This window comes from uncultured Paraglaciecola sp., from assembly GCF_913020055.1.
Taxonomy (GTDB): Bacteria; Pseudomonadota; Gammaproteobacteria; order Enterobacterales; family Alteromonadaceae; genus Paraglaciecola.
Window position 1 is genome coordinate 1 of record NZ_CAJWCF010000087.1, and the last position, 20012, is coordinate 20012.

General features: G+C 39.4%; 17 protein-coding genes and 2 pseudogenes. 16 read left to right on the forward strand and 3 right to left on the reverse strand.

Going from position 1 to position 20012, the window contains the following annotated elements; genetic code table 11:
• The 5 genes and pseudogenes from QZ488_RS16515 to QZ488_RS21550 form a co-directional block, all read left to right on the forward strand.
• A partial coding sequence (locus QZ488_RS16515) for a tetratricopeptide repeat protein (RefSeq protein WP_293750828.1) occupies positions 1-522 on the forward strand: 522 nt, incomplete at its 5' end.
• Positions 523-562: 40 nt separating this feature from the next.
• Positions 563-1183: an imidazole glycerol phosphate synthase subunit HisH gene (hisH, locus tag QZ488_RS16520; protein WP_293750830.1), complete on the forward strand. Its 621-nt coding sequence runs from the start codon at positions 563-565 to the stop codon at positions 1181-1183.
• Complete coding sequence (locus tag QZ488_RS16525; protein WP_293750832.1) at positions 1180-1986, forward strand: imidazole glycerol phosphate synthase cyclase subunit; 807 nt, start codon at positions 1180-1182, stop codon at positions 1984-1986. Before hisH ends, QZ488_RS16525 begins: the two co-directional genes overlap by 4 nt.
• A gap of 18 nt (positions 1987-2004) precedes the next feature.
• Positions 2005-3225 carry an N-acetyl sugar amidotransferase gene (locus QZ488_RS16530; RefSeq protein ID WP_293750834.1) on the forward strand — a complete coding sequence of 407 codons (1221 nt, stop codon included), beginning with the start codon at positions 2005-2007 and terminating at the stop codon, positions 3223-3225.
• A gap of 45 nt (positions 3226-3270) precedes the next feature.
• Positions 3271-3537, forward strand: a pseudogene (locus QZ488_RS21550) (hypothetical protein); the annotation flags it as partial.
• A gap of 213 nt (positions 3538-3750) precedes the next feature.
• Here QZ488_RS21550 and QZ488_RS16535 read toward each other — a convergent pair.
• Positions 3751-4383, reverse strand: a pseudogene (locus QZ488_RS16535) (IS3 family transposase); the annotation flags it as partial.
• Positions 4384-4769: 386 nt separating this feature from the next.
• Between QZ488_RS16535 and QZ488_RS16540 the strand changes: the two are divergent.
• From QZ488_RS16540 to QZ488_RS16590, 11 genes are all read left to right on the forward strand, one after another.
• Positions 4770-5900 carry a cobalamin-independent methionine synthase II family protein gene (locus QZ488_RS16540; protein WP_293750836.1) on the forward strand — a complete coding sequence of 377 codons (1131 nt, stop codon included), beginning with the start codon at positions 4770-4772 and terminating at the stop codon, positions 5898-5900.
• A gap of 426 nt (positions 5901-6326) precedes the next feature.
• Positions 6327-6671, forward strand: coding sequence for an SDR family NAD(P)-dependent oxidoreductase (locus QZ488_RS16545; protein WP_293750838.1), 345 nt, complete (start codon positions 6327-6329; stop codon positions 6669-6671).
• Positions 6672-6829: 158 nt separating this feature from the next.
• Positions 6830-7600, forward strand: coding sequence for an SDR family oxidoreductase (locus QZ488_RS16550; RefSeq protein ID WP_293750840.1), 771 nt, complete (start codon positions 6830-6832; stop codon positions 7598-7600).
• A gap of 29 nt (positions 7601-7629) precedes the next feature.
• Positions 7630-8550: a CoA-transferase gene (locus QZ488_RS16555; protein ID WP_293750842.1), complete on the forward strand. Its 921-nt coding sequence runs from the start codon at positions 7630-7632 to the stop codon at positions 8548-8550.
• Positions 8543-9403 (forward strand): CoA-transferase, encoded by an 861-nt coding sequence (locus QZ488_RS16560; RefSeq protein ID WP_293750844.1) that lies wholly within the window; start codon positions 8543-8545, stop codon positions 9401-9403. The genes QZ488_RS16555 and QZ488_RS16560 overlap by 8 nt, the downstream gene beginning before the upstream one ends.
• A 5-nt stretch (positions 9404-9408) precedes the next feature.
• A complete protein-coding gene (locus QZ488_RS16565) occupies positions 9409-10323 on the forward strand; it encodes a hypothetical protein (RefSeq protein WP_293750846.1) in 915 nt (304 codons plus the stop codon).
• A complete protein-coding gene (locus QZ488_RS16570) occupies positions 10316-11179 on the forward strand; it encodes a phosphosulfolactate synthase (RefSeq protein ID WP_293750848.1) in 864 nt (287 codons plus the stop codon). Before QZ488_RS16565 ends, QZ488_RS16570 begins: the two co-directional genes overlap by 8 nt.
• A gap of 8 nt (positions 11180-11187) precedes the next feature.
• Positions 11188-12687: an argininosuccinate lyase gene (argH, locus tag QZ488_RS16575; RefSeq protein WP_293750851.1), complete on the forward strand. Its 1500-nt coding sequence runs from the start codon at positions 11188-11190 to the stop codon at positions 12685-12687.
• A gap of 10 nt (positions 12688-12697) precedes the next feature.
• On the forward strand, positions 12698-14068 hold the full coding sequence (locus tag QZ488_RS16580; RefSeq protein ID WP_293750853.1) for an adenylosuccinate lyase family protein: 1371 nt from the start codon (positions 12698-12700) through the stop codon (positions 14066-14068).
• Between the two features lie 5 nt (positions 14069-14073).
• Positions 14074-15105: a pyridoxal-phosphate dependent enzyme gene (locus tag QZ488_RS16585; RefSeq protein ID WP_293750855.1), complete on the forward strand. Its 1032-nt coding sequence runs from the start codon at positions 14074-14076 to the stop codon at positions 15103-15105.
• Positions 15106-15120: 15 nt separating this feature from the next.
• Positions 15121-16473, forward strand: coding sequence for an FAD-dependent oxidoreductase (locus QZ488_RS16590; protein ID WP_293750858.1), 1353 nt, complete (start codon positions 15121-15123; stop codon positions 16471-16473).
• A 260-nt stretch (positions 16474-16733) separates the two neighbouring features.
• Here QZ488_RS16590 and QZ488_RS16595 read toward each other — a convergent pair whose 3' ends face one another.
• The gene (locus QZ488_RS16595) at positions 16734-17489 is read right to left on the reverse strand and encodes an MEDS domain-containing protein (RefSeq protein ID WP_293750860.1); all 756 of its coding nucleotides are present in this window, start codon (positions 17487-17489) and stop codon (positions 16734-16736) included.
• 65 nt (positions 17490-17554) lie between these two features.
• Entirely contained in the window at positions 17555-18967 is a 1413-nt protein-coding gene (locus QZ488_RS16600) for an aldehyde dehydrogenase family protein (RefSeq protein WP_293750862.1), read from the reverse strand.
• Positions 18968-20012 lie beyond the last annotated feature (1045 nt).

Below are 20012 nucleotides of genomic sequence, written 5' to 3' on the forward strand. Positions count from 1 at the left end.
GCAGCCAGCTTCCATGAGGCTCTTGCCATCAAACCCGGTTTTGCCGAGGCGCATTACAACCTTGGGAGTGTGTTGAAGGAGCAGGGGCGTTTGAATGAGGCCATAGCCAGCCATCTACGGGCCCTTGCAATCAAGCCGGATTACGCGGAAGCTCACAACAACATGGGAATTACGCTTGAGGCCATGGGGAAGCTGGATGAGGCCGTCGCCAGCTACCACAAGGCTCTCGCCATCAAGCCCGATTACGCAGAAGCGCACAGCAACCTTGGCCTTACACTCTACGACCTTGGCAAACTGGAGGACGCCGTAGACAGCTACCAAAAGGCACTTACGCTCAAGCCCGATTTTGCCTACGCGCATAACAATCTTGGCAATGCGCTCCAGGACCTTGGCAAGTCGGAAGATGCCATTGCCAGTTACCGCAAGGCGCTCGCCCTCAAGCCTGATTACGCCGAAGCGCACTATAAGATAGCAAATGTTTTTCATGAGCTAGACGCGGTCAGTAAAAATATGTTCACATGACAATCATTAACATATGAAGATACTCAAAGATTCTTAAATCATGACTAATAAATCAATTTGTATTCTTGATTATGGGTCTGGCAATGTTAGATCTATATACAATGTTATGCGGCATCTTGGACATAACGTTTTGATATCGAATGAAGAGCAAAAAATTAAAAATTCGTCTCATCTCCTATTGCCAGGGGTAGGCTCTTTTTCGTCCACCATGAAAAAAATTAGAGAAAACCTTCCATTTGATTGCTTAGAAAATGAGGTTATTAGTAAAGGAAAGCCATTTTTAGGGATTTGTGTAGGAATGCAAGTTTTGGCCAAGAAAGGATATGAGTTTGAACAATGTGAAGGTTTTGGTTGGATTTCTGGTTCAGTTAGGAAATTAAGCACTGAAAACTTATCATTGCCACATGTCGGCTGGAATAATATTTTAATAGAAAATCCCCACTCTATTTTTAATAAGCTAAAAGAATATCGTGATTTCTACTATGTTCACAGCTACTGCTTTGATGCTCACGATGAAGGGAATGTTTTAGCTTATACGGACTATGGAGAAAAGTTTAGTGCTGTCGTGTGCAAAGATAATATCTATGGATTTCAATTTCATCCTGAAAAAAGTCAAAGAGCTGGACAATTGTTACTGAATAACTTTGTGATGACATCATGAAGAAAAAGAGACTAATACCTATTTTGCTATTGAGGAATGGCTGGATCGTTCAGAGTAAAGGTTTTTCTAGATATCAAAATTTGGGGAACCCTGTAATGAGTGTGAAACGATTAAGTGAATGGGCATCAGATGAGATCATATACTTAGACATATCCAGTGATGATAATTATGATTTAAGAAGAGATGATCAGGGGTATAAAAACAGGGATAATTTTTTAGATATCATCAGAGATGTTTCTGATGTTGCTTTTATGCCAATTACTGTTGGAGGCAAAATACGAACTTTATCTGATATTGAAGCCAGGTTGTCGTCGGGGGCCGATAAAGTGTGTCTAAATACAATGGTAATAAACGATGTCAAATTTGTTGATGCAGCAGCTCGAGAGTTTGGCTCTCAATGCATAATTGTGTCTATAGATGCAAAAGAAACATTAGATGGACACAAAGTATATTCAAACGGTGGGAAAAATGAAACAAAATTTACTCCTCATGATTTAGCGTTAAGTGCACAAAATAATGGTGCTGGTGAAATCCTAATAAATTCAATAGATCAAGATGGGAAAGGTAACGGCTATGATATACCACTTATTCGAAAGGTAGCTGATAGTGTCTCAATACCTGTAATCGCATGTGGTGGAGCAGGCGAGTGGGATCATTTCTCTGAGGTTTTCGAACAGACTAATGTCGATGCGGTAGCAGCGGCAAATATTTTCCATTATGTGGATCAGAGTGTATTTTTGGCCAAGAAACATCTATTTGACGCTGGCATTAACGTCAGAAAGCCAGACCTAATTAAACTTTAAAACGTGGTGACCTAAACAATGATTAAGATGCAATATTGTAAGAGTTGTGTTTATCCTACGAGTACAGTCAATCTTCAAGTAGATGACGAAGGGGTTTGTAGCAGTTGTAGAACAGGTAAAGCCTTTCAAGATTTAAATGCAGAGTTTTGGGCTCAACGTAAAGAACGTTTTGAGAAAATTATAGCCCCATATACAAAGAATAATAAGTCGAACTACGACTGTCTGATACCGGTGAGTGGCGGGAAAGATAGCTTTTATCAAGCACACTTGATGTGCAAAGAATACGGTTTAAAACCTCTTCTCATGACTTATCATGGTAATAACTTTTTGCCTGAGGCTGACCATAATAGAGACTTAATGCGTCACGTTTTTGATGCAGATCATATTGTATGGGGCCCCAGTGTTGATACGCTCAAAAAATTGAACAAGTTAACCTTTAAAATAATGGGAGATATGAATTGGCAAAATCATTGCGGCATTACCTCTTCTCCGATCCAAATTGCAGTCAAATTCGAAATTCCCCTTATAATTTGGGGTGAAATAAGTTGGGATATTTCTGGAATGTATGCCCCTGATGACTTTGTTGAGTTTAGTGCTAGATCAAGGCATGAACACGATCTTAGAGGCTATGAATGGTATGACATGCTCGAATATGGAATCAAAGAAAAAGATATGCTCTGGGCAAAATATCCTTCTGATGAAGAGATACTCGAAGTTGGTGTTCGAGGTTTATATATAGGTAATTTTTTCAAGTGGGATCCGATTCGACAAACTGAGTTGGTGATGAAAAATTATGATTGGATACAAGCAGAAAAACCATTTGAGAGAACGTATCGCAGAATTTCAAATTTAGATGATCGATATGAAAATGGCATCCACGATTTGTTAAAATTTGTCAAATTCGGTTACGGAAGAGCTTCGGATCATGCATCTAAGGATATTAAAACGGGAGATATGACGAGAGAAGAAGGAATTGAGATGGTGAGAAAGTATGATGCTGTTGTCTCATCAGATTTGTTTTATTGGCTTGATTATGTGGGTATGACCGAGCAAGAATTTTGGGAGATCGCAGACTCTTTTAGAGACCCAAGAGTTTGGTGGATTGAGAATGGGAAATGGTGGAAAGATAATATTTGGGGAGAGCCGGCGAGTTATGGTGATGTCCATTTAACAGATGAACAGCTTAAAGACTTTAAAAAAACAGAAAAGAATTTGAGTGATGACAAGTATGGTCAGTAAAAGAAATATAGCCTTTTCTACCGTAACAGAGGCTGCGAAAATAAGCCGGTGGTACTTTTTGGGGCGGGTCATATTGCGGCAAAGACTGCTCACATTTTGGCAGAGAAAAAACTACATTCTATCGTAGATGATGCATCTAACTTATGGGGAACAGTTCAGCTTAATTTAGAAATTCTGTCGCCAGATTCTATATTAGCTATTAAGAATGTCTTTGTAATAGTCTGTACAACTTCTTTCGCTGAGGTTTCAAAGCAACTATGGATATGGTTTAAAGCATGGCGTCGATTTTTGTGTGAGCCCTATTTTGAATGATCTTAGGATTATAGATGAATTAGAAACTATTTCAAAAAAGATGCTGTTTATCAATGGGTCGCCTACATCGTACAGTCCACAACATGGAGGCGGGATATATCAACTTGCTGTGAATGGAGATGAATGGTCCCACAAAAAAGTAATAAGCGGTAATTGTTACGGGCTTATTGAGTTTAACGATAACTATGTCGCAGTTGATACTGAGTGTAGTGGTCAAGTAATTTTGGGCACAGTTTTATATTCAGCCCAGTAGTTTTTCTCAGCAACATTTGGCGCAAAGCCATTATTATGTTGATGAGGCCTGACTTGACTGTAATACCCGATTATATAATCAATAATATTTGTTTTAGCCTGGCTAAATGATTGATAACCTATTGTCGGTATCCATTCAGTTTTTAAGCTTCTAAAGAATCGTTCCATTGGAGCATTATCCCAACAATTACCTCTTCTACTCATGCTTTGTTTGATTTGAAAGCGCCACAAGTATTGCCTGAACTGTTGACTGGTATAATGACACCCTTGATCAGAGTGGAACATAACCCCTTTGGGTTTGCCTCTGGATTCGAAAGCCATCTTCAACGCATCGCCGGTTAGTTGGCTATTCGGTGAAAATGACAGCGCCCAACCAATGGGTTTTCTTGAAAATAAGTCCATGACTATGGCTAGATAAGACCAACGTTTACCGGTCCAGATATAAGTGACATCGCCACACCAAACTTGGTTGGGCTGAGTTACATTAAACTGTCTTTTAAGATGATTAGGTATTGCCACATGTTCTTGTGCGGCACGTTTATACGCATGTTTAGGCTGTTGACAGCTCAGTTTTTAAGGTATTAATTTTAAAATGTTGGCATCGCACCGGAAAAAAATCCTGATATACAAAATGCAATCGATAAAGGTCGGGCAGTGGGTGTGGCTACCGTATCAAATGCTTTGTATGAATCGGCAGTTAGTGGGAACTTAGGGGCCCAGGTTCACTTTTTAAAAAACCGTGATTGGGCATGCGTTATATAAAAAATTTGGCATTAGAGAATTTTGACGAATAACTTTAGAAAATGATACATCACGGAACCACAAGTGCACACAAAAAATATCTTTCTAAAAATACTGGAGTGTTTTTAAAACAATAATGAATAAGTATGAATAAGTATAGACAATAATGTATAGCTATTTTATTCTAATTGCTCATTCAGTTTCTTTAAGAAGTAAACTTGATAAAGATGGAGGATATTATGGCTGATAATAATAAAGTATTGATTCCTACGAGCATGGTAGGTAACTATCCAAATCCCCGTTGGTGGGACGCGAACTATGCGGTACATTTCAATGGAGACCAAAATCCACCTGATTCGATGTCGCGTGAAGCCTTAGAAGATGCTATGGCTGCAATTGTAAAAGACCAAGTCAATGCAGGCTTAGATATTATTTCTGATGGTAGATTGCAAGGCGATAACTATGCAGATGTTGCGGTTTATTATTATATGAAACGAATGGGATATGACGTGTCAGGAGGTTTTTTGGGATTCCCTATTTACAGTAGATTACACGCTGGTACGGTAATCAACGAAATTAAACGTTGTGGGCAAATGATGGTTGAACAAGCTCGTGCTCTTCGAAGCGTTACTGATAAGCCTATTAAGGTCCAATACACCGGTGTTCAGGTTCTTGCCCAGTGTACTAATGATCTTTTTTATAGTAATAGCCGAGACAGGGCAATGGCAATCGCTGTTGCAATCAATGAAGATATTTTAGCAGTTGAAAAGCTTGGTGTTGAATATATACAAATAGATGAATTTACCTGGCCCTATTTTTATGAAGATTGGGCCATTGAAGCGTTTAATCGATGCGTGCAAGGTGTTACAAAAGCTAAAATAATTTGCCACGTATGTTGGGGTAACTGGGGGGGGACTCCTGCCTACTACCCTGATGATACGGTAGAAGCAGGTGAAATTTTTGATTTGACTAAACGGGCTGTTGATGCAAAAGCGCCTAACCCTACAGCTTCTGTTGTTCCTAAATCGTTCGAGGCTAATATGGATGTGCTCAATATAGAAGGTATAGGAAGATTGTCTTTTGATGAAGCAGGTTTGCAAATGCTTAAAGATCACCCAATACCTAAAACTATGATGTTCTGGGCCGGTGTTATCGATGTTAAAAGCACAGTAACTGAAACAGCAGAACAAGTAGCTGCAAAAATTCGTCAGTTGCTAACGGTTGTGAGCGCTGAACAGCTTGGGGTAACAACTGATTGCGGACTTATTCTGTTGCAGCGTTATATCGCTAAGGATAAACTTCATGCCATGGTCGAAGGTGCGAAAATTGTGCGCGCAGAACTTGCTAAAAATAGCGGTATATCGATGTAATAATTCTGGTGTAATTCCAAGTAAATTGAATTAAATTCACTTGGAATTTATTAACAAATAGACTTGAGGTATGACTATGCCTGTGTATTCACTCCAATGTCCAGACTGTCAGCACATATTTAAGGGTTTAGTGCTAGAAGGAACCCAAGAACCAAAAGAATGGGTGTGCTCGAAATGTGGTAGCTATAAAGCTCAAAATATGAAGCCTGATGAGCACGTTGAGCATCCACTAGAAAAAGCTCATGGAAGTGGGTGTCCGTGCTGCGGATAGTTACATAATACATTTCTTATATTAAGATTTAAATATTCTTTAAACACAAACAAATATTACGTTAAAAAACATACCAACACGAAGATTTATTAGTGATGAAAGTTTCAAACGAATTACTTACCATTGATAATTGGTCAAGCAAAATTAATGAGTAAATGGAGGGCGAAAAAGTCGATCCCATTATTAATATCAATGAGAATGATGAGCGTGATTTTGATGTTATTTTTATAAGTGGAGGAGTTAGCAAATTTGGCATCATTGACATTTTGATAAATACCGTAGGTAGGACAGGAAATGCTGAAGCCGAAATGGTCGCATTTAAAGACAGGGCGGCATATGTTGCATCTAAAGGCGCTGTGATTCAATTAACAAAATCACTAACGCTTGATTATGCAAGCCAAGGGGTTCGTTTTAATGCGTTGTGCCCCGGTATGATTGAGACACCAATGGTTGAATGGCGGTTGGATCAGCCAGATTTACGACAATTAGTATTATCATAAATACTACAAAATGAGATTAGGAAACCTGAACAAGTTGCAGATGTTGTATTTTATTTGGTAAGTGATCAATCAAATTATTTTAACGGAGCACCCCCCTACCAGTGGGTAGTGGGTGTACGGCTTATTAATTAAAAAATTATAGTTATTGAGGAATAAATATGACAAACAGATTAAAAAATAAAAATGCGATTATTACGGGATCAGCTGCTGGAATTGGCTTTGAAACAGCCAAATTGTTCGGGCAAGAAGGGGCAAATGTAACCATTATGGATATCAGTGAAGAGGCTGCAAATAAAGCGGCAGAAAAATTAATTAAGGAAGGTATTATTGCCAAAGCTTACGCATTAGATGTGACTGATTATAATGCCGTTCAGACACAGTTTAAACAAGCGATTGAGCATTATCAGGGAAAGATCGATATTTTAGTCAATAATGCCGGCATTGCCGATTTTGGTAGTGTTGATAATACCGAGCCAAACCTTTGGCAACGAGTGATGGCAGTTAATATTGATGGGACTTATTTTTGCTCAAAAGTCGTTTTACCTACCATGCTTGAACAAGGGAGTGGCACGATAATCAACTGTGGTTCTGTTGCAGGTACAGTCGGCATCCCTGGAATGGCGGCATATTGCGCTGCTAAAGCAGCCATAATGGGGCTTACCAAACAGATGTCTGCAGATTATTCAGGCAAAGGTATTCGAGTAAATTGTGTTTGCCCAGGCACCGTTGCAACGACTGCGATGGGACAGCAGTTGCTCGGCAGCGATACGTCAGCAGCAACTCAAAAGAAACGCTTGTCAAAATACCCCATTGGCCGTTTTGGTGAACCAAAAGAAATTGCGAATGGTTATTTATTCTTGGCATCGGATGAGTCAAGTTTTGTTTGTGGGTCCTCGTTGTATATTGACGGCGGAATGACGACTATCTAGATTTCATAATAATGAAGGCCGTTTAAACCATGTATGTAAATAAAGATAAACGTTGCGAATTATCGGAACTCATTGCTGAAATTAAAAATGGGGATTGTGTTGCCGTTGGTGGTGGGCTTTCCTGCCGTGAACCCATGGCGGCTTTACGAGAATTGGTTCGTCAGGATAAAAAAACGTTGAAATTAGTAGGCTCGGCACACGGAATCGACATTGACTTACTCGCAGGTGCTGGTCTGGTTGCTATAAGCTGCGAATCATACGTAGGTTTTGAGCAGGACTTTGGAATGGCGCCAAATTATCGTAGAGCTTGTGAATCTGGTGAAATCAAAGTTGAAGATAGTTGTTGTTATACATTAGTACAACAATTACGTGCTGCAATTAGTGGCCTCCCTTTTATGCCGATTCGATCAATACTAGGCACGGGGTTTATAGAACTTCACCCCGAATATAAAAGCATGGTATGCCCATTTACTGGTGACGAATTAGTGCTTGTTCCTGCATTGGCACCAGATATTGCAATCATCCACGCCCAATACGCTGATAGCCATGGAAATATCCACATTGAGGGGCCACCAGTTGCTGATATTTTATTCGCAAAGGCATCTAAAAAAGTCATTGTGACGGTCGAGAAAATTATTGAAAACGATGAGCTTGTAAAAAAAGGCGTCACTATCCCTTATTTTTATATAACAGGAATTTCTGAAGTCGATTATGGTGCGCATCCAACATCGTGCTATCCCATGTATGGTTACGATAGAGAACACACTGCACTGTATTATGACGCCGCCAAAAAAGGCACTGAAATTTTTAATGATGAGTACTTGAATAAATATGTATTCACCGCAGCTTTAAATGAAGACTATCTTAAGGCGGTTGGTGGAGAAGAGACGTTGAAAAAATTAGAAGCATGGGATACCAGTACCGAAGCTTGGATGGAACTTTATGCTTAGCAAAACAAAACCGACTACCTGTACATTGGGTGAATTGATGATCTATCAAATATCCAAAACTATTGAGGATGGAATTCTTGCTTTCCATGGCTTCGGTTCACCTTTAGTTCAACTTGCACTGCATCTAGCAAAAAACAATCATGCGCCGAATCTGATTTTGGTCGCAGGCGCTACGTACGGTATAAATCCTAAGCCCCCTTTTCTGACCCCAACATCGAATGACTTGGCTATGGGTTGGGGTGCAGAATGTAGCATTGAAATTGATGAGTTGTTTGATGTTGCTGCAAGCGGCCGCATGGGTAGGATGTTTTTGTCCGGATTACAAATAGATAAATGGGGCAACATGAATGTAACACGCCTCGGAGACGATAAAAAATTGAATATGAAACTACCGGGCGGTGGTGGTGGTTGCAATTTATCGTGTGATGTCGAGAATATAACAATATGGACAGCGGCTCATAGAGCTTTGCCTAATGCAAAAGGTAGAAGAAGGTATCGCCTGACTGAGTCGTGTGATTATATTACCAACGTCGGTCATCTGACATCTGACAACACACCTAGAAAACAAATGTCTTATCTAGGGAAAGGACCCGACAACATTGTAACCGATCTTGCCCTATTTGATTTTGACGATGACGGGCATGCGCGATTGATTAATTTATATCCAGATACATCAATTGCAGATGTGAAAGAGTCCACTGGATTTAAATTCCCAATTGATGAAAACCTTTCAGTTTGTGAATTGCCTGACGCGGCCATGATTGAGTTTATTCGTAAATTGGATCCAATGAAAATTCATGAAAGAGAGCTTAGTAATAATGATCGTAATCGAAATTTTGCACTTAAAGGTTGAATGTAATGAATGGAAAAATACTTAAAGTTGGTGAACTTAAACAAGCTAAAAACTTTGTTCCTCTTCCATATCGATGCGTTAGCTATCAACCATACGAAGGTGTGATGACAGAAGAAAGTATAAGGGCTTATTTGTTATCAAAAGAAGTGTATAGAAGAACAGATATCATCATTTTACATAATAGAAAGAATGAATACTCTGTGGTAGCAGTGCAACGCGCTTCGTCAGATACATTATTCGGCTCGATTGATGAATTAGAAGTTCTCGCTTTGCCAGATACGTGTGTATTTATTGTGGATGCTAATGTTGACCCCGCTAATAGATCGTCTTTAGCAAAATTAGCCTTCGATAATAATATTTCTTCAGATCAAACCTTGGTTGTTACAGGTAAATTTGATCATATAAATATGATTCATCACCCCGAGCCCCTGGTTCTTAGAGTTGTTGAAGTCGCACCACCCGAGCCGCCTAAACTTTATAGTATGATTGAGCACGTCCTAAGTTATGCAGATCTACCACCTATCATTATTGAGCTGGAGAGAATTGATTTACTTGATCTATGTAAAACCGTTAAACCAAAAGCTTATCTTGTTCCATGTCGCTCAGGTGGATTGGATGATCTAGATGCACCAGTTTTTTTTCTAGATGAACGGCCCGCTGAACGTCAAAATTGGACTCTAATAGGCTGTGAACGTAGTTTACAATTCCACCGTCATTATTATGGAGATGAGCCGCCACGAGTTGAAATATGCCCGAGAAAGATCGCAAACGATAATGGAATTGCGACCATTCTTAAATGTTGCTTATTAGAATTTGATATTGAGCAGGTCGACAATATTGTAACCGTGCCTTGGGGTGTAGACTTGACGATGGTAGAATCGGCATTGAAGAAGATTTCGGCGGGGGTGGTTTATGTCTGAACTCGCATGGGGTGACATTATAAAGTGCCCTCGTAGTGGACGTTCCGCAAAACCTCACGAAACAGGCATAACTATGGTGCTAGATGCTGGAAAAGGCTTATATGAAACAGAAGATATATTGAACCTTTGCGGCAGCTTCATTGATCATTGGAAGCTCAGTTTTGGAACATCTGTATTTATGCAAACCGATGCCATAAAGGAAAAATTACAATTACTGGCAGATCATGACGTGTTAACTTATCCAGGAGGAACTCTGCTAGAAGTCGCGCTAGTTGATCATCACTGCAAAGTTTTTATGAAACGGGCGAGAGAATTAGGATTTACAGCTGTCGAAATATCTGATGGTACCATTCCAATCCCTAGGTTTCGTCGTAAAAAAATAATTGATTGTGCGATAAGTGAGAATTTAATCCCTGTTACAGAAGTTGGAAAAAAAGACCCTAACAACCAACCCGCACCAGATCAGTTGGCAGAAGAAGCATTAGAAGATCTGGAGTGGGGTGCAAAATGGGTTGTTATCGAGGGTAGAGAATTTGGCACCGGTATTGGCGTATTTGATATGCATGGACAGGTTGAAGAGGATCAAGTTGAACGTATTTCTAAAATAATGGGCGATAAAGTTGATCGATTAATTTGGGAAGCCCCACAAAAAAATCAGCAAGCTGTATTAATTAAAAAATTTGGCACTAACGTAGGCTTGGGTAATATTCCACCGGATCAAATTTTAGCAATAGAGTCTTTGCGAAATGGCTTGCGCTTTGAAACATTGCATGAAGTAACTAATTATTTACTCAAAAGTGGTCGATGGGATCCTAATCAAACCGAAGATGATCTTGCAAAATTAATAATTAGCTAAAGAATAAAATGTCAAAAAAAAAAGATGATTTAGATACGCAGACGCAAGTCCTAGAAATTGGTTCACGCATAAAAAAACCCCCATCAGATGCAATGGTTAATATTGTATTTGCAAGAGAATTAGGTCAGCAAGCTCACCTTTTTGAAGCTATGGGGCTAGTCGATATAGCTTACACACTCACTGGAATAAAAACAGGTTTAATACCGCATAAGGAAGGTGCTGAGCTTTTATCTCAATTGATCAAATTACAGAAACGCCCAACTAATTTTGTTCTAGAACCAAGTCGAGGTGATCTATATACCAACAGGGAAGCCTGGCTTTCTGAACAAACTACGTCGGTTGGCTGGTTAGGTCCTGGACGAGCACGGCGTGAAGTTACTACTACTGCATTTTTGATTGTACTTAGAAATTTAATTTTGAAGTTAACTGGTAGTACAATAGAATTGGGCAAGATGATCACACAGTTAACAAACCTGTACAAAAAGTCGATCATGCCTGACTATACATATTTACAGGCCGCCCAGCCTACTACTTTTGGTCATTACTTATTATCGTTTGCATATCCCCTAGTTAGGGATTTAGAAAGAATGGAACAATTATTCCACAGGGTCAATAAAAGCCCAATGGGGTGCGGGAGTACGAACGGGTCTATATTAACTAACGACAGAGAATATATGGCGTTGTTACTAGGGTTTTCGGGCATTGCTACTCATGCGCGCGATGCGATGTGGCAATTTGATGTAATGATTGAATTGTCGGCTGTCTTGTCATCAAGCATTACCAATTTAAGCAGGCTTTCAGAAGACCTTCAGATATATTGTACTCAGGAATTCGACCTCGTTGAATTAGATGATACGCACGCGCGCGCGAGCAAGATCATGCCGCAGAAAAAGAACCCCTTTGCGCTAACTTATATTAGAAGCATTGCAAACGAATTAATTGGTAGCTTGGCATCTATAAGTGCAACAGCAAGAACTCCAACGGGCCAACCAGATAACCGGCTTTCTATTTATTCGCAACTACCTGATGCAATAAGGTTGGTAAATGATTGTATGCAGTTAATGACTGAAGTATTAGAACACCTGCATTTCAATCATAAAAGAGGTAAACAATTGGTTCTGTCTGGATGGTCATTATCTACAGATCTGGCGGAGTCTTTAGCGCAGGAGTATGGTCTTGATTTTAGAGCGGCACATAAATTAGTAGGATACCTTGCGGAAAAATATAACGATGAAGGAATTTTAAGTTTAGACGCCCAGAAAGTACATAAGGCGAGTATAGAAGTTTTCGGGGTGCCGATTAATATCACTGATGATTTTCTAAAGCAAGTTTTAAACCCAGACAATTCAATTCAGTCTAAAAAAGCACGTGGTAGTGCATCAATTAAATCAATTAATAATATGATTAATGAATGTAATCAAATCTTCAGCGATACACATAAAAAAAATATGAAACAACAAGAATATTTTGTAGAGATTGAAATTAGTTTGATAGAACAGGTTAAATAAAAATTCACATATGATGGAATCAATACATATAACCGATTCAATTATTTTTGGCGGTTCATGGAATACGCCTAAAATACGTACTCATTTTTCTGAAACTAATCGTATTCGTGGTTGGATAGAAATAATGGTTATTCTTGCAGAAGTTCAGGCGGAATTTAAATTAATTCCAAAAAAAGCTGCTATAGATATTAGAAGAACTTATGACTCATTGACTGTAGATGAAAAGCTATTATTAGAAGTGGCGGCTGATTTCAAAAAAACCAATCATTCCTTTATTGGTCTGATTAATGCCATTAAACATCGTTGCGGACAAAATGAGGGGGAATGGTTATGTTATGGGGTTACGGTGCAAGATGTTACAGATACTTATATGTCGTGTGTACTATCCAAAGTTAGACGTTCGTATATCGTCGATATAATAGAAATAGAAAAATTACTTATTCAACTAGCTAAAGAGCACCGAAATACAATAATGTGTGGCCGGACCCATGGCCAACCAGGCATTCCAATTACTTTCGGTTATAAAGTAGCTACCTGGTTGGATGAATTTGATCGACACCGTCAGCGACTTCTAGAAATTGAACATCGCCTGGAAGTAGTACAACTAGCGGGCGGTATTGGAAGTCTTTCTTCATTGGGTCCAGAAGCATTAGAGGTAAGAAAAACTTTTTCGAAAAGGCTGAATTTAAATTCACCGCTAATTTCTTGGACATCGACTCGCGACAGGCTATCTGAGTGGTTAAATATTCTAGCCATGATTACTTCTACAGGTGATCGTATTGGTCAGGAAATTTACAACCTACAACGCCCTGAAATTGGGGAACTTAACGAAGGCTTTGTTGATGGCACGATCGGTAGCATTACTATGCCGCAAAAAAAGAACCCTGAAATATCCGAGCACCTGGGTACATTATCTAAAACAGTACGTCACCATGCCGCTCATATGCTCGAAAATTTAGTACACGATCATGAACGTGATGGTCGGTCATGGAAAAGTGAGTGGCTAATAATTCCAGAGGCCACTATGTTTGCAGGAAAATCTCTTTATTTACTGACCAATCTACTAGAGTCTTTACAGGTTAATTCTAAAAAAATGCTTGAAAACATCCATGCTACGAAAGGTTTTATTCACGCTGAAACAATTATGCTTGCTTTAGCGCAAAAAATAGGCAAACAAAGCGCTCATGAGATAGTTTACAAGGCATCTATGTCGGCAAGTGAACAAGAACTAAGCTTTAAGGAAGTCATCTTTGCTCACCAAATTATTTCTAAAAGATTTACAACGAATGAGATAGAAGGTTTTTTTAAACTTGAAAAGAGTACTGGCGTCTGCGCAGAGATGACTGATCTTATTATTAATAGTATTAATTACTCTGATTAATTTAAATGTCAAAAAAAACCAGGCGAGCCCAAGCGTCAATAAGTGCAGATATAATTCAAAGAATCCCCCGGGTTGCATTAGGAGAGTTCCCCACATCCTTAATTGTAGCCAATAAACTTCAGAAGAAGATTGGTGGACCTGAAATTTGGCTCAAAAGAGACGATCTGATTAGTTTCGGACTAGGTGGAAATAAAGTTCGTGGCTTGGAAGTTATGCTTGCAGACGCTTTAGCAAAGGGGGCAGATACTTTAGTGACTGGCGCGGGAATCCAATCCAACCACGTTCGTGCAACTGCAGCAGCAGCAGTTTATGCGGGAATGCATTGTACAGCGGTTTACTGGGGCGAACCGCCATTAAACAATGATGGAAACTATCGTGTAACCCAGATGCTAGGTGCTGAATGTGAATTTACCCGAGATAATGATCGCGCTTCAGTAGATACATTTATCGTTAACATCGCAAATAAGTTGAACGGCCAAGGCCGTAGAACCTATCAAATCCCTAGAGGTGGAGCTTGTGCAATGGGGGTGCTAGGACATGTACTCGCTGTGATTGAAATGAATAAACAATGTAATAAATTAGGTTGCGAACCGGATGCGATTGTTCTCGCGCTAGGTTCCGGAGGAACCTACGCAGGTTGGTTGCTCGGTATCAAACTACTAGAATTACCTTGGAAGTTGGAGGCCTACAGTGTTAGCCGTGAACCTAAGGAAGTTAGCTATCAAGTGGCTAAGCTAGCAACCGAAGCAGCAGAATTACTGGGTTATGATTTAAAATTCAAGATGGAAGATGTCCTTGTACAGGGTGGGTTTATTGGTGATGGGTATGGATTGCCTAGTATTGAGGGTAAACAAGCGATTGAATTGCTTGCTAGAACGGAAGGAATATTATTAGATCCCACTTATACCGGTAAAGCGATGGCCGGGTATCTGGACGGTGTCAAACGTGATGAATTCAAAGACTATAGCAAAGTCATTTTCATTCATACCGGTGGTGAGCCTGCTTTTTTTGCGGGTGATGGCCACTGGTTACAATAACTAAAATGAGAAATTATGCGATTAATTATTATTGGAGGCGTTGCTGCGGGTACAAAGGCGGCAGCAAAGGCTCATCGAACTAACCCAGATCTTGAGATTATTCTTTATCAAGATGAGGCCGAAGTTTCTTATTCAGCCTGCGGTTTACCTTATATACTTAGTGGAATAATTCCAAATCGAGATGAAATAGTAATACGTAAGCCAGAAGAATTTAAAAGAGATGGTATTAACGTTGAAACACAACACTATGTAGAGAGTATTGATTACAAATCTATGCAGTTAACCGTTAAAGACCTGAAAACGGATACGAGAAAAACAATTAGTTATGATCGGCTCATTTTGGCGACTGGTGCGCGAGCAATTGTCCCACCTGTAAAAGGAGTCAATTTGCAAGGTGTGGTTACATTAAGGTCTATTGAAGAACTTGATCGACTTAAATACACTATAGATTCGACTAAGCCTAAAAAAGTGATAATAATTGGTGCAGGTTACATTGGTTTAGAACTTTCTGAAGCATTCCATGAGTTGGGTATAGCAACAACATTGGTCGAAAAACTGGATCGCATTTTACCGCGCTTTGATCCAGAGATGGCGCAACTGGTTCATGATCATCTAATTGAGAATAACGTTGAAATCATATTAAATGATGGGCTTGTAAATATTAATGGAATAAATGGTAGGGCGTGCTCTATTGAAATAGAATCTGGCCGTCTAGTTGAAACTGACCTTATTGTGCTAGCAATTGGTATTAAACCAAATATTGAATTGGCTAAAAAAGGTGGTATTACAATTGGTGAAACAGGCGCTATTAAAGTAAATACTAAAATGGAAACAAATTTAGAACATATCTATGCCGCTGGTGATTGCTGCGAAACCATCGATAGGGTTTCTGGTGAAATCACCTGGGTACCCTTAGGTGATATTGCAAATTTACAAGGTAGGGTTGCTGGTGATAATGCCGCAGGAGGTAATGCCCATTTTCCAGGTACATTAGGCACATCAATATTTAAAACATTCGATTTAAATGTCGCGATAACAGGGCTTTCAGAAACAGCCGCAAAAAAATTAGGGTTTACACCAAAATCAGTTACGGTCAAAAAGAATGATAAGGCGCGTTATTATCCTGGCGGCAAAGAGGTAATCGTCAAATTGATTGCCGATAAAAAAAATGGTCAATTATTAGGCGGGCAAGTTATAGGCCAAGGTGCATCAGATAAAATGATTGACATCGCTGCAACTGCATTACTCGGAGCATTAACTTGTTATGATATGGAAAATGCTGATTTGGCCTATTCCCCTCCCTTCAGCCCCGTGTTGTCACCTATGATTGTTGCTGCAGGTGCATTGAGCAGTATGTTGAAGAAATAAATTGCTCTAACTATAATCACAATATACTAGTATACAGGCCATCTGAAATGATGGGCTTTCGGCTATCTATTTGATTAAACAAGTACTTAAGGATATTCCGTTGAAAATTAAATATGCAATAGCAAACAATTTTATTAATTATTTTAACGGGCTATGCACTTAATGCAAATAGCCACTAGATATAGTATCCAAATTCTATGGAGAAAACGAAATATCTGGTCGACATAACTAGATTCCGCATACATTTGAAGTTTCTCTGGTTATTGAATCTGAGTGTGAATGCAAAGGTTATCATACACAATAGAACCAGAGAATTGGTGGACTGGGTACTGACACACCACCGTCACCCAAGCGTGACCCTGCAAAAAATTATCTAGTGCCTCTTCATAAGGAATAAGGAGCTCACACCCCTTAGCACCACTACTTGCCCACCCCATTTCACCAGTCAGAAGAAGTTTTTTGATTCCTCCTTTTGTGGCATCTTTAATAATTTCCTTCCAAAAATTGAGCATCCGATCAATATCAAATTCTCTGCCTAACAAATATGATTCATTTGTAGAACAAAGCGTTAATAATCCTCTTTCGATCAAATCATCAGGGTTAAGACCCTCAAATTTTATCAAGTTTTTGACGTCTGCCTCTTCTCCCGCGAAAATATAAACAACTTTCGACTTTGGATTATTAACATGCTCAAGAAAAAATGTTCGAAATTTTTGCCATTGGTCTCGTGAACTTTTGTAATAAGTACATACATGTTTACGCGGTTGATTATATTTAGATAACGCCACGATAGAAGAACTGTCATCCTGCGAAATGGACTTGCTAGAGTCTGACATGAAGACAACTAGATCACTTAATAGAAATCGTCGCTCATTCCTGAGACCAACACGATAACAGGGCAAGCCACCATTATTAGTCCATCGCCTTAGCGATGTTTTACTAACCTTCAAATAACCCGCTGCTTCCGTGATGGTAAGAAATTTTTTCAAATTTGACATGGCGCCCAAAATATCCATTAATATGCTTAATTATAATAGAAGTGGAAGTAATTTCAACGTATAACCTATCGGTAAGGTGTTAGTTACTGGCCATATTTTTCCCAATGCGATCCAAATAATAAGTCATTATTAATTGAGCTGGGTTTAATTGTCTTGGATACCCAAGTTAGGTTAACCATATGGCGGGCATTCACATTTTCAGTCGTGATGTTCTTTCCCCATGTTCCACAACTTAGGCTAAGAGTATAGGGTAAGCCATTACGTGGGCTACCGGCCCCTTCATTCAAATTTTGGTTGATCATGACTCTGCCAGTTTTAGTTTCCATAGCAAGCTTCATAGCATGTGCATCATTTTTGGTATGAATACCACAGGTATGTCCTTGCCCCTGGTAGTCAGTTATGGCATTTACCAGTTGGATAGCATTTTCAATATTATCTTCATAACTATAAAGTGCTAAAACGGATGATAATTTTTCACCAGAAAAAGGGTAATCTGGCCCAGTACCTGTTTCTTCTATAACCAAAAACGTACAATCTAGAGGTGCATTTATGTTTGCTAATTGAGCAATATGAGTAGCTGGTTTTGCAATTACATTTAAAGCAGGAATATGACTTTCAGGATCTGGCCACATCACTTTTTGTAATGCCGCTTTTTCGTCATTATTACAAAAATAACCACCAAGATTATTTAAGCGTTCTTTCATTTCAGAATAAACAGATAAATGTGTTATGACGGCATTATCAGCTAAACAACTTGTTTTAAAGTCGAACTTTTGTGCAAACGAGATCATATTGGCCGCATCTTCCAAATCAGCCGTTTCATCAACTATGTGCACAGCATTACCGACGCCAACACCATAAGCAGGTGTGCCAGAACTATATGCTGCATTTACCATAGCGGCGCCACCTGTGGCAACCACAAGATCCGCCTGTTGCATTAAATGTTGAGTTTTTGCTAATGAAGGTTTTTCGATGACCTGAACTAAGTCTGCCGGGGCTCCTACTTTTTCACATGCCTCACGCATAAACTTAACCGCTAGTTCAGTTGTTTTTTGTGTTCGAGGATGCGCTGCTACAATGATAGCATTACGGCCTTTAATCGCTAATAGCGTTTTGAGTGGTGGAGTAGCATCTGGCCCTGTCGTTGGAATTAACGCGGCTATAACCCCAACGGGCTTAGCAATTTTTATCAAGCCTTTTTCCGGAATTTCTTCAACAATACCAACCGTTCTAACTTCTTCCATATCTGCCAGAGTGCCTATGCAGCGATTCTTGATTTTAGTAACTTTGTCGTCATAATTACCAAATTCACCTTCATCAACCGCTAATTTTGCCAATTCTTCCGCACGCTCTTGTTTCACTACAGACCAGCAGATTGACGTTACTAGTTCATTAACCTGCTCTTGAGTGTAGTTATTAATTTTACTTTGCGCATCACGAGCTTTTTTAACTATCCCTACTACCTGAGATCTTGCTTTCTCTGATTTTAGATCCACTTTATATACTCCATATTGATTATATGTTTAGCTAATATTGAATAATTATGTATAAGTATGAGTAGGTATGATACATAGATATCGACACTTTGCAATAATGAGTTTATGTCAATTCGTCATTAAACATACTCCACCTTATTTTATTAATAATTGAGCCTCCATGTCATCGTCTTGAGTCATTCAAATCAGGCGTGTATGACGTCAGGAAAGTTTATTATGGCCGCTGTAAAACATTTTCGTTTCCATCGTCAACTGATAAATAATGGGATCATAGCCATAAATTCTATTCATTTCGTCTGAAGAATTTAGAACCTTACTTTCGATAGAATACTGCCAATGTCCTAGATGGGCAAATCCCTCTGCACGCCGATGGCGATTTTTGATTGAGTTCTCGATCTCATCGAGATTCTTATTTTGAGCCATGATTTATCGGCGCCATCCATTCTAGGTTGAACTCCTTTATATGCCATATGTACTAATTTTGAAACCGTCTGTTTTTGGCAGCAAGCCTCAGGATTATATTGACATTCTAATTCAGCAGTAGGCGTTTTGTTGTAATTTTTCCCCTCATCATCATGGGTGGCGCATATCTTATGGCATATACTTGTTTCCAAGCTGCATTAATCGTCAAAAGGGCATAAGATGATGCATGGAGAATTGCGGAACAAATCGAAATCTAAATTTGGATATCTCCTTATGATCAAAAGAAACCTTTCAATATCATCAACCGCAAGAATTTAAGGGCACCTTATAATTACCGAGATGTGTTTTACGGCCTACTATCGAGACAAAGCAGACCTTTGATGCCGGTATGGTCTACGTCTAGAACGGCCCTTAGCCGACCTTCGCCTACCAATGGCGATCAGCTTGAATATTCCCGAAAGCGGACGCTCGCGCAAAGACCATCAATTTGATAAGTTGATAGGCAGCTCTGCGGACCTTGCGGACTTTGAATAGCAAGCAATGCATAAGAAGGTGATCAGCATTTTTTGAGTCACCGCTCTAGCATGGACCATTCTTGCTGGCCTCCAACTTGACGTCGTTG